This is a genomic window from Bacillus zhangzhouensis (assembly GCF_000715205.1).
Taxonomy (GTDB): domain Bacteria; phylum Bacillota; class Bacilli; order Bacillales; family Bacillaceae; genus Bacillus; species Bacillus zhangzhouensis.
Genome location: NZ_JOTP01000022.1, coordinates 35,255 through 46,672, shown reverse-complemented (window position 1 = coordinate 46,672; position 11,418 = coordinate 35,255). Strand labels below are relative to the sequence as shown.

The 11,418-nt window shown below is 41.9% G+C and carries 12 protein-coding genes and 2 pseudogenes; 8 read left to right on the top strand and 6 right to left on the bottom strand.

The genetic code is table 11. From position 1 onward, the window contains the following. Positions 1–114: pseudogene (locus BA70_RS20885) on the bottom strand (DUF4885 family protein); the annotation flags it as partial. Between the two features lie 109 nt (positions 115–223). Between BA70_RS20885 and BA70_RS15105 the strand changes: the two are divergent. Continuing rightward, positions 224–1,081 (top strand): hypothetical protein, encoded by an 858-nt coding sequence (locus BA70_RS15105; RefSeq protein WP_034323916.1) that lies wholly within the window; start codon positions 224–226, stop codon positions 1,079–1,081. 110 nt (positions 1,082–1,191) lie between these two features. Here BA70_RS15105 and BA70_RS20630 read toward each other — a convergent pair. Both BA70_RS20630 and BA70_RS15100 read right to left on the bottom strand, forming a co-directional pair. Next, positions 1,192–1,263: pseudogene (locus BA70_RS20630) on the bottom strand (hypothetical protein); the annotation flags it as partial. Between the two features lie 74 nt (positions 1,264–1,337). Next, positions 1,338–1,556: a hypothetical protein gene (locus BA70_RS15100; RefSeq protein WP_034323914.1), complete on the bottom strand. Its 219-nt coding sequence runs from the start codon at positions 1,554–1,556 to the stop codon at positions 1,338–1,340. A 214-nt stretch (positions 1,557–1,770) separates the two neighbouring features. Here BA70_RS15100 and BA70_RS15095 point away from each other — a divergent pair, with 214 nt between their 5' ends. From BA70_RS15095 to BA70_RS15070, 7 genes are all read left to right on the top strand, one after another. Then, complete coding sequence (locus tag BA70_RS15095) at positions 1,771–2,625, top strand: alpha/beta hydrolase (RefSeq protein ID WP_051691168.1); 855 nt, start codon at positions 1,771–1,773, stop codon at positions 2,623–2,625. Then, positions 2,618–2,860, top strand: a complete 243-nt coding sequence (locus BA70_RS15090; protein ID WP_034323912.1) for an MbtH family protein — start codon at positions 2,618–2,620, stop codon at positions 2,858–2,860. Before BA70_RS15095 ends, BA70_RS15090 begins: the two co-directional genes overlap by 8 nt. 54 nt (positions 2,861–2,914) lie before the next feature. After that, positions 2,915–4,531 carry an ABC transporter substrate-binding protein gene (locus BA70_RS15085; protein WP_051691167.1) on the top strand — a complete coding sequence of 539 codons (1,617 nt, stop codon included), beginning with the start codon at positions 2,915–2,917 and terminating at the stop codon, positions 4,529–4,531. Between the two features lie 98 nt (positions 4,532–4,629). Next, entirely contained in the window at positions 4,630–5,601 is a 972-nt protein-coding gene (locus BA70_RS15080; RefSeq protein WP_034323910.1) for an ABC transporter substrate-binding protein, read from the top strand. A 46-nt stretch (positions 5,602–5,647) separates the two neighbouring features. Beyond that, positions 5,648–6,376: an alpha/beta hydrolase gene (locus BA70_RS15075; RefSeq protein ID WP_034323908.1), complete on the top strand. Its 729-nt coding sequence runs from the start codon at positions 5,648–5,650 to the stop codon at positions 6,374–6,376. A 95-nt stretch (positions 6,377–6,471) separates the two neighbouring features. After that, the gene (locus tag BA70_RS19640) at positions 6,472–6,618 is read left to right on the top strand and encodes a YycC family protein (RefSeq protein WP_078061739.1); all 147 of its coding nucleotides are present in this window, start codon (positions 6,472–6,474) and stop codon (positions 6,616–6,618) included. 22 nt (positions 6,619–6,640) lie between these two features. After that, positions 6,641–7,855 carry a CynX/NimT family MFS transporter gene (locus tag BA70_RS15070; protein ID WP_034323906.1) on the top strand — a complete coding sequence of 405 codons (1,215 nt, stop codon included), beginning with the start codon at positions 6,641–6,643 and terminating at the stop codon, positions 7,853–7,855. A gap of 39 nt (positions 7,856–7,894) precedes the next feature. Here BA70_RS15070 and rplI read toward each other — a convergent pair whose 3' ends face one another. The 3 genes from rplI to BA70_RS15055 are packed head-to-tail and all read right to left on the bottom strand — an operon-like array spanning position 7,895 to position 11,289. Beyond that, positions 7,895–8,344, bottom strand: a complete 450-nt coding sequence (gene rplI, locus BA70_RS15065) for a 50S ribosomal protein L9 (protein WP_034323903.1) — start codon at positions 8,342–8,344, stop codon at positions 7,895–7,897. Beyond that, positions 8,341–10,320 (bottom strand): DHH family phosphoesterase, encoded by a 1,980-nt coding sequence (locus BA70_RS15060; protein WP_034323900.1) that lies wholly within the window; start codon positions 10,318–10,320, stop codon positions 8,341–8,343. The genes rplI and BA70_RS15060 overlap by 4 nt, the downstream gene beginning before the upstream one ends. 30 nt (positions 10,321–10,350) lie before the next feature. Further along, positions 10,351–11,289, bottom strand: a complete 939-nt coding sequence (locus BA70_RS15055; RefSeq protein ID WP_034323898.1) for a YybS family protein — start codon at positions 11,287–11,289, stop codon at positions 10,351–10,353. Positions 11,290–11,418: the final 129 nt, after the last annotated feature.

The window sequence follows — 11,418 nt, the reverse complement described above, 5'->3', positions numbered from 1 at the left end:
TCTATCAGATTCTGTCATCACCTCATTTGTACTTTTAATAGCTGATTGACCTTTAGAGTCTATTTGGTTCAGATTGCTTGAAGCACTGGCTGTGTACGACGTATTAATATTCATTTTGATTCTCCTTTTTTAAAAAAATAGTGATTATTAAATATATCGGCATTTCAGTTAAAATTTGTTAGTTTGATGACGATATAGTAATTATTACAAGGAGGGTTAATATATGACAAATAATATCTTTAAACATTTATTATTACCAGCATTATTATTGGCGCTTGTTACTAGTTTTTTTGCACCTAACTCAGCGGAAGCAGCTATTACAGGGAATAACAGTCCTAACACTGCAATCTCAATGGGATATTGGAAAAATAGTCGTTCAGACACGACAATCTTACCTGAAGGCGAAAATGAAGCGTATTATCAGTTCACGATCAATAAGGGTGAAAGGGTTTATGTGCGAAGTTCATATGATAAGCAATATACGGGGATGAAAATCGAGGTGTATAATTCGAAAAATTCTGACGAGAGGTCTAGAGTCATTAACTCTGATTCCATTACACCATTTATTTTTGCCAATACTGGTGACGTGACTTCAACTTCAGAAACTTATTTTGTGAAAGTGACACGTGGTACATATACAGGGAATATGTATTTTACTGTATCCATTCAAGATCGTATTAAATCTGGAAATGGTAATTTCAATTTTACGGGCACCGCTTCCAACCTGGGGAATTCTTCTTTAAATCTAGCAGGTGTTGATTCTTCAGTTATTACAATGGATTTAACGAACAATTCTTCTATTCCTAAAAATGCTATCGTAAAATCGATTACGACGACTAGTACCCAAACACCTAACCAAGGGAATGTCACACACAAACTGACGGCTAGTGAAAGTAATGTTTGGTACCAATCACTTTTTTCATCTGCAACAAGCGGTTCTTACCGTATTTCTCTTGAAGATCAATTAAAAGTCGCTCAAAAATGGAGCTTTAAGTACAAAGCAAAGGCTACAGCGAGATCTACTATGAGCAATGTCAAAGCCGATATCCGTTACGAATATGATGTCACAGATGGATTCTAATTGAATGGTGTTTACAGATATGTACACCAATTGATCAATAAGTAAGGGAACATCCCTTACTTTTTTAATTGTCGCATTTTTGATGCTATATGATATTTCACCACTCTTAAAACAGCACCTAATACGGCCTGCTCGGCTTCTATATTTTGCGGCGGCAGCCGGTCATCGAGAAGTTCCGTCATGCCAAGTACCGTCCATTCATAAAATCATACGCTACCCATCTTTTATCATTTTCATCCATAAAAAAGTGAAAGTGTTAGTAGTGGTTTTGCTGGAGGGCATGTTGAAAGAGGAGGATGGTGATCATATCGGTGGCCCGCTGGTACAGATCCCATTCTTCGTAGGCCGCAAATGTCATCCGTATTTCATGTAGTGCCTGTTTCATTTCGCTTAATTCCTCGACCGTAAAGGTCTTCTTCAAGTTCAATTGATATTCGTGCAGTTTTCGTTTTAGCTTGCCAATTGGCGTATGCATGGCGATCGTCTCTCCCTATAACCTGACCTTTTGAGATAGTGAATACCATCCCATTATAAAGGATGTGCCTATTTTCTTCTTCATGATTTGTGATATTTTATCACGCTCTTTTCTACTCATGTTTCCATCGTCTCATTTGACTTCTCATGTAAATCAAGTTACTATTTATTCGATAATGATAATCATTTTCATTTAGAGAGGAGCCTATAACTGAATGATCCCTTCTCTTTTTTACGAAAGCAGCCCATTTATGTTATCTGGGACGCAGCAATTCGATGTAAAGAATCGTCCCTATCGCCTTTTCATCTATCAACCTGATGGACCCATACCTTCAGAAGGTTTCCCTGTGATATATGCACTCGACGGAAATGCGATTTTCGCCACCATGGTGGAAGCACTTCGTCTACAATCAAGTATCCCTGAAAAAACAGGGGTGACACCTGCTGTCATTGTTGGCATTGGATACAAGACGGATCAACCCCATCATCCACAACGACATGAGGATTTTACTCATCAACCGCCTGATCAATGGATACAGGCGCTTAAAAAAGGAGCTGCCACACACTCGTATGGGGGTGCTCATCCCTTTTTTTCCTTTTTGGAAAAACAAATCAAACCGATGATTGAAGCAAGGTACCCAATCAATCGAGGTCGTCAAACTCTATTCGGCCACTCTCTTGGCGGTCTTTTTACGTTAAGTACATTATTCGATTACCCTGAAGCATTTCAAACATATATTGCTGGCAGTCCATCCATTCATTGGTATCCGTCACTCCTGTTACAGCAAGAGCAGGCGTTTCAAGAACGATTAAAACAACAGACGCATCAAAATCGATTATTGATTGGTGTTGGTGAGCTTGAAAAAGACCATCTCTGCCAGATGAATCAAAACGCACAGGCGATGAAAGAGCGGCTTTCTGTTTCTTCACCTAATGGTTTACACGTACAATACATGGAATTTCCAAGAGAAGGACATTCCTCTGTTCTTCCTGTCTTGATTAATGAGGCATTTCGTTTTGCTCTCTATCCTTCCGAATCAAAAAGACAAAGGAGTGAGACCGATGAATAACCCTTTCTTGCGTGAAGATGGTTCATTTCTTGTGCTGATGAACGAAACAAGACAGCATTCTCTTTGGCCATCCTTTGAACCAGTCCCTAAAGGATGGGAGACTGTATACGGAGAAGACACTCGGGACGCTTGTATCGACTACATTCAAGCAAACTGGCAAGATCTCCGTTGCTACGATGTCACCGAAGAAGAGGCACAACCATCTGAATCATATAAAATCATTGTCACCCTGTGAATGAGACAGGGTGTTTTTCATTTCGTTGTCAAAAGAAAGTAGAGGTGACTGTTCATGAATACTCATTCTCAGCCTGTGCTAACTGAGGCTGGTCATTTTATGTACCGCCTAATCAGTGTTGAAAAAATCCATCATACAGAGTTACCGCATGTAGAACAACAACTGTCAAATACATACTGTCTTCTTTTTAGTCTCAAAAGCAGCGGCTTTCTCTTCATCAATGATCAAAAATGGCGACTGAAAGATGAAACACTCTATACGATGATGCCAAACGAGACGTTTATGCTGGAAACTGACCCCTATCAAAAATATGAACTTTATTTAGTGCGCTTTCACATCTATGTCTCGCATCACGATGATCTAAAAGCCATTTCAAAAGAGACGGCAAAACCTCTTCTCAATGCATGGCAATTCGTACATACAGATACGTTTGAGCAGATTCATCACTCACTAACACAGATGGCAGACCTTTTGCAGCAGACTGACTCCACTCATTCCTTTCAAAGTCAGCTGCTGTTTCAAAAGTTGATTTTAAAGCTACTGACGCTTCAAAAGCATATGATGTGTGACACCACACAGGCGCTTTTTAAAACGAAACAATACATCGACGATCATTCAGATGAACCCATTCGTTTAACCACACTCTCTGAGATGGCTGGTGTCAGTCCCAATCATTATAGTGAACGATTTAAGGAACAATTCGGTCTAAGCGTCACAGACTATTTGATGAAAAAAAGGCTGACTCGTGCTAAACAACTGATGGCGCAAGGAAACGAAAAGCTCAAGAATATTGCCCAGGAAATCGGCTATCAGGACCCTTATTACTTCAGTCGAATTTTTAAGAAAAAAACGGGTGTGACCCCTTCTCAATATATGAAAAGCAGACAGCGTAAAATCATTGCCTACGGTCCTTCTATCCTTGGACAGCTCACGCCGCTTCATTTGCTTCCATACGCTGCTCCCATTCATCCGAAGTGGACAGCGTATGATTTTGAGCATTATGGTGATGACATTCCAATTCATTTAAACGCACATCGTATCAATGAACATAGTGAAAAAAACATACAGCAAGTGCAAAAAGCACAGCCAGAATTCATTATTGCAAACGATCAAATAACACATGATGAGAAAGCCGCACTTCAATCGATTTGTCCTGTACATTTTGTCCCTTTCAATCAATTAGACTGGCGTTCTCAGTTTCAAGAGACTGCCGCTATATTGGGCGAAGAAAAAGAAGCACAGGAGTGGCTGACACACTACGATGAACTAGTCGAGCAGGCGAAGAGAATTTGCTCACGCAGCAGAAAAACGGTTCTCCCTATTAGAATCTATCAAGATCATCTCTATTTGTCCGTCAACCGCACTTTGTCAGAGGTTATATTAGACGATATCGGTCTGCCTTCCGCCTTTCATGAATCTAGTAAAATCACGGAGCGGAAAATCGATGTACACTTCATCAAGCAGTGTGATCCAGATTGCATATTTTTACTTTTGCATAAAGAACCGAGCACCCTCGCTTTCTATCAACAATTAAAGCAGCAGGTGGCTTGGCAAAACATAAGAGCAGTTGCGCAAAAAGCGGTTTATTCGCTCTCTTCAGACCCTTGGAGAGAGTATACGGCTGCCAGCCATCAACGGGTCATTCATGATCTATTATCTTTTTATCCGTAAAAAGTCCATCAAATTCCTGAGAAAAATCTATGGATCATTGATGAAAAGCATCATACAATCTTTAATTGAGAACAATTATCAGTTAAAGGAGAAAACATATGAAAAAATGGGCAGCTTTGCTTATCATTTGTATCGTAATGGTCATCAGTTCAGCTTGCGGCAGTGGAAATCAAAAAACAACTACTACAAAGAAAACAACATCCACAGAAGCATCAGCTCAGGCTGAAGTTGAATACTTAGGGAAGACGTATCAAGTAAAAACACCAGCAAAACGCCTTGTCATTGCTGGAAGTTTAGAATCAATGGAAGATGCAAAACTGCTAGGTGTTGAGCCGATTGGGGCATCAACTGTAGGCGGCGCATTCCCTTCATTGTTTGAAGACATCACATCTAAAACAGAGGGCATTGGTGAAAAAACAGAACCAAACTTAGAAAAAATCCTGAAGCTCAATCCTGATGTCATTTTAGGATCGACAAAGTTCCCACCAGCGACCATTAAAAAGCTGGAGAAGGTTCAAACGACGATCCCAGTCTCTCATATTTCTTCTGATTGGAAAGACAATCTCTTATTGCTTGGGGAACTGACTGGGAAGAAAAATGAAGCGAAAACAATCATTTCGAACTATCAAAAAGACCTAGTAAAAGCGAAAAAGCTGTTAAAAGAGACAAGTAAAAACAAAACAGCGATCATCCTCCGCATTCGCCAAGGAGATTTGTATGTCTATCCTGAGGACGTGTACTTCAACTCTACGTTGTATGGAGACCTTGGATTTACAGCTCCAAACGATGTGAAAAAGGCCAAAGCACAAGCCTTACTATCCATGGAACGTCTTGGAGAATTGGACCCTGATTATATTTTTGTTCAGTTCTCTGAAGAAGAGAATGCATCAAATCCAAATGCCCTCAAGGACTTAGAAGCCAATCAGATTTGGGCAAGCCTTCAGGCTGTGAAACACGGACATGTGAGTGAAAATATCGTCGATCCCTTGCTTCAAGGCGGAACAGCTTTAAGCAAAACCACATTTCTCGATCAAGCAGTGAATTGGTTATCCACACAAAAAACAGATTGAGCGCCGACATGGCGCTCTTCTTCATGATGGAAGGAGGGTCTCGTGAATGAAAGGTTCTTTTTTATATGACGAGTTGAACGGTCGTCAACTGGATATTTATATTCCACCTAGTCCAAGTACTCCCATGCCAGCTGTGATTGTGCAGGATGGATCCTCCCTGTTTCACCAGCAAATCCTCTCTTTAGAAGATATGATCGAACGCGGCACCATCACACCTGTGGTCCTCATTGGCGTTCATCCCTTCAACCGGCTTGATGAATATACGCCATGGAGAGCACCTGCTCTTCATCCATCCTTTCCAGCTTTCAAAGGCGAAGCTGACACATATCTCACTTTTTTAGCTGACCAGCTGATGCCCTATCTTGTTCAGCACTATCCGATTCAGCCTGAGCAGGGACAGCACGGACTCATTGGCGCCTCTTTAGGCGGGCTTGTGTCCATGTATGTACTTTGGAAGGAACCATCCCTTTTTCAACACATCGGCGCTCTATCCGGTTCCTTTTGGTACCCTCATTTCATGGCCTACATACGTCAGCACAGCCTTCAGACGCTGCCCCGGCGCATCTACCTATCGGTTGGCAGTGAAGAAGGAAAGGGGAAATCCTCTGCTCAGCAATATATGGTGCCATTTACGGAGGAGCTCCATCACATCGTGCTCCATTGTGGCCTCTCAGAACATTGCCTCCGCCTTCATATTGAGCAGGGAGAAGGACATCATATCGGTCAATTTCAGCGAAATTTTTTGTCTGCCATCAAGTGGTTTTATCAGCGTTAAATAGAGCCTGCCTTTCCCGCGGAAATTTTTTAAGCCACTCTATAAGCGGATATGATATATTGGAACGTATAGATTGAAGGAGGAGGGATTTGCGCATGAGACCTTTACAAATCTCAGCTGATACCTCACAAAAGCTTGCTGCATCTCTCAATGTACCAATTGAACAAATTATGCATATGCCGCAACATATCTTATTAGCTAAATTAGCGGAGCTTGAACAGAAGAAAGATCGCTCTTCTTAAAGAAATAAAGGAGTTTACATTCATGGAACAACAACTAGAACAATCAAAATTACATCCTCGCAGTACAGGGCAAACCATTTTGCTGATTGCTGGGATTTTACTCATTGCCTTTAACCTGCGGCCTGCCATTACGTCCGTCGGACCTGTGATCGGCGCCATTCGTTCTGATTTACAGCTTTCAAATGGACTTGCAGGTTTTCTCACGACATTACCGCTGCTCTCATTCGCATTGCTTTCTCCAGTTGCACCTAAAATCGGAAAACGTCTTGGCAATGAACGAACCCTTTGGCTTGGACTTGCTGTCCTTCTATTTGGGATTGTGATTCGCTCGTTTGGCACCATCACCTTCTTAATGATTGGAACAGCACTAGTCGGCGTTGGGATTGCGATTTGTAACGTGCTCTTACCGGGGCTCGTTAAGCATAAATTCCCTGCACATGCTGGATTGATGACAAGCGTATATACAACCTCGATGTCCGTCTTTGCTGCACTTGCATCAGGTGTGAGTGTTCCGCTGAGCCATACGATGCCTGGCGGCTGGAATACGTCATTCCTTGTATGGGGTGGACTTGCACTCATTGCCATGATGGTCTGGGCTCCGCAGCTTCTTCATCAAAACACAGCGGCAGTCAAAAGCATCTCGCTCACAGAGCAGCCAATATGGCGTTCACGTGTCGCATGGCAGGTGACCTTTTTTATGGGCTTGCAGTCATTTCTTTTCTATAGCAGCATCGCATGGTTCCCTGATATTTTGACATCACATGGAATGAACCTGTCGACGGCTGGATGGATGCTGTCTATTATGCAGTTTGCTGGTCTGCCATCCACCTTTTTAACGCCTGTTTTTGCAGAAAAATTAAAATCGCAAAGACCGCTTGTATGCGGCCTTGTTCTTGTATATTTGCTTGGCATGATCGGTCTTCTTCTAGGAGGAACTACACCTATTCTTGTCATCTCTGTTTTATTGATCGGCATTGGACAAGGAGCTAGTATCAGTCTTGCCCTCACATTTATCGGATTACGGACAACCCATATGGAACAAGCAGCTGCCCTCTCAGGAATGGCGCAATCTCTCGGTTATTTATTAGCCGCTGTTGGTCCATTCATGATTGGTATTCTCTTTGATTACACCCATTCATGGACACCATCCATTATCATCTTTATTATTATTTTGTTCTTTATGTTTTTATCAGGCATGCGCGCCGGACGAAATGTCTATATATCAGATCCTTCTTAAAAAGAAAGAACCCGCCTCAAGAGACGGGTTCTTTTCTATTTATGCTTGTTCTGTCACATGTACTTTCAATGTTGCTTGCACTTCTGGATGAAGCTTCACAGGTACATTTGTATATCCTAACGCACGGATGGCGTCATTCAGCTCGATTTTGCGCTTATCGAGTTTGATTTGATGATCCTTTTGTAATTTATCAGCGATTTGTTTGCTTGTAATAGATCCAAACAGACGACCGCCTTCACCTGATTTTGCAGTGAGCTCCACTGTTAACGCCTCAAGTGTTTCTTTTAGTTGTTTGGCTTGTTCAAGCTCTTGGATGGCATTCTTTTTCTCTTTGTTTTTCTGTCCTTCCAATGCACTTAGGTTCGTTGGATTTGCTTCAACAGCTAACCCTTGTTTGATCAGAAAGTTGTGAGCGTATCCGTCAGCTACATTCTTGACTTCGCCTTTTTTCCCTTTGCCTTTTACGTCTTTTAGAAAGATCACTTTCATCTTTGAACCCCTCCTTCGAAATATTCATCTATGGCAGCTTTTAACTTCTCTACCGCTTCTTCAATGGTTATACCATAAATTTGGGTTGCAGCGTTAGTCAAATGACCGCCGCCGTCTAACGCTTCCATGATAATTTGGACATTGATATCCCCTAACGATCTTGCACTGATGCAGACAGTGTCGTCATCTCGTCTAGCGACAGCAAATGACGCTTCCACCTCACTCATCGACAGCAATGAATCAGCCGTCTGTGCAATCGTAATTTGATCATAATACTCCGAGCTGTCAGACGGCAATGAAGCGATCGCCACCTGGCTTTGATACAGCTCTGTATGTTGAATGAGTTTTGCCCGTTTGATGTAATGATCGACTGTCTCTTTTAAGAACTTTTGCACAAGGACAGGATCTGCTCCCTTCGCTCGAAGGTAGGAAGCCGCATCGAACGTTCTTGACCCCGTTCTCAGCGAGAAACTCTTCGTATCAACGATGATTCCAGCAAGAAGCGCAGTGGCCTCAATCATGTTAATTCTTAATTTCTTCGGCTGATACTCTAATAGCTCTGTCACAAGTTCCGCTGTGGATGAAGCATATGGCTCCATATAGACAAGTAAAGGATCTCGGATAAATTCCTCGCCTCGTCTATGGTGGTCAATTACAACGACGTTTTCAATTTTATTCAGCAGTCGTTCTTCCATCACAAGGGACGGTTTATGTGTATCAACGACCACAAGCAATGTGTCATCCTTTGCAAGCTCCATTGCTTCCTCTGGTGTGATAAAACGTGACCAAAGTTCTTCATAATTCTTAATTTCACTAATTAAGCGTTGGACACTGTCCCCAATCTGATTGGCATCAATGACAATATAGCCTTCTTTCCCATTGGCTTGGGCGACCTTTAAAATACCGATTGATGCACCGATTGAGTCCATGTCTGGGAACTTGTGTCCCATGATCATGACATTACCGCTTTCAGACACAATTTCTTTTAAGGCATGAGAAATGACCCGTGCGCGTACTCGTGTCCGTTTTTCCATTGGATTGGTTTTCCCGCCGTAGAATTTCACTTTCCCATTCGGCTGTTTAATGGCTACCTGATCCCCGCCTCGTCCGAGGGCAAGGTCAAGACTCGATTGCGCAAGTGCTCCAAGCTCTTTTAAAGAAGGAACAGACGCACCGATTCCGATACTAAGGGTAAGCGTCGCGCTATGTGCCCCTGTTTTCTCACGGACCTCGTCTAAAATGGAGAACTTCGACGCTTCAAGCTCAGCTAAAATGCTCTCATTTAATACCGCCATAAAACGTTCAGACGAAATTCTCTTCAGGAAAATGCCATATTCTTGTGCCCAATTGTTTAACAGAGACGTCACTTCACTATTAATGGTGCTGCGCACCTGATCATCAAGGCCTTGCGTGACATCGTCATAATTGTCTAAAAAGATATAAGATAACACCGTTCGTTCATTTTCATACTGTCTTTCAATCTGCACCTGTTCCGTTACATCAAAGAAATATAAAAGGCGCTCTGACCGCTTAATAATGACTTTGAATTTCCGGTCATTCAGCGTCACATTTTCTGTCTCGACCTCCTGTTTAATAAGAGGCACAATTGACTCGAATGTATCGTACAAGGATCTGCCGACAAGTGTGCTTTCATGAAAGCACGAAGCAAGAAATGGATTTGTCCACTCGATATAATACTGGTCATTAAACAGCATAATACCAATTGGCATCTCCATTAATGCTTCTTCTCCAACCTTTTTGACTCGATAGGATAATGTTGAAATATATGAATCAATCTCTTTTTGTACTTGCGTATCTGCCCACTTTAAGAAGTAGAGCACACCTGCAAGGACTAAAAGACCAACCGCTCCTATGATCCAATTAAAATAAAGGTTGAGGAGGACTGTGACCATCGCAAGTACAATTAACGCGAAGATCGGATACTTGATGACAGGTTTTCTATAGAAGCTTGGCACTGATATCAACTCCTCAACATTCAGAGTGAATTATTTGTTTTTTACTTTATCTCTTAAATCAAAGCCTATGTCAGCAATCCCTATAATACGCACAATCACACCGATTGGCGGCAAGAGAACCGTCAACACAATAGCAAAAATGGGTACCACTTTTGAGATGTTTTTTTCGTGGCAATAATAGAAGATAAAAGAAAAGCCCTGAATAAGCACCAGTATAAATAAAATTTGAAACGCACTCGTTTGCACGAGCCATAAAAAGCTGCCTTTTTCCGTCTGAATCAGCATCAAAAGTAGTGTGAGTAAATAATACCATACCATGCTTTTTGGCAGCCGCATATCCTTAAATTTCTTAAGGGTTGGCATGTCTTTGACAAACCGTTTGATCAGAGGCTGCACGAACCAGTGATTCACAAAAGCCATCAGCGTGACACCAATCAATAACGCTACAGGTAAAGCACTCAATGCGGTATCCTGCATCTCTCTAAACTGCTTCAGTTGTTTCGCAATGTCCTGTTCAGAAGCGCCGGATTGCTTTAAGACACTCTCTAACATAGGAATCATTTGCCCAATCGCTTCTTTAGCGATTCCAAGTATATCGACTTGGAAAAGCTGAACACTGACAACAAAGTAGATGAGAAAACTGAATAAATAGATCAGCGCTCCTGTAATGACCGCATTCCCCGGCTGCCTCTTGCTATAGAAAACACCCATGCCTAAACCGACAGCAATCAGCATTGGTGCACTCATCAGCCCAGCAATAGACCCAATTAAAAAGCTGATCACTATGCCAATAGCGCCAGCAGCAATTCCTTTTTTCAAGCCATGCCTGATTGTATAGAGAATGATCGGAATCGGAGCAGCTAGAAAGAAAATAATGGATAATAGCGGCACATACAAATAAAACAGCATCATGACCGAAAAAATACTGATCATAATTGCGCCTTCTACTAACGCTTTTGTTTGTTTCACACCTTCACCTCTATCCAATCATTTTTCTATATCTTGCTCAATGTGTACTTCTATGTATACGTACTATGTAAGCTCTATCATGTCTTGCCCCAACCTTTATTTTACCATAGTGGCAAATCTCAAGTAAAA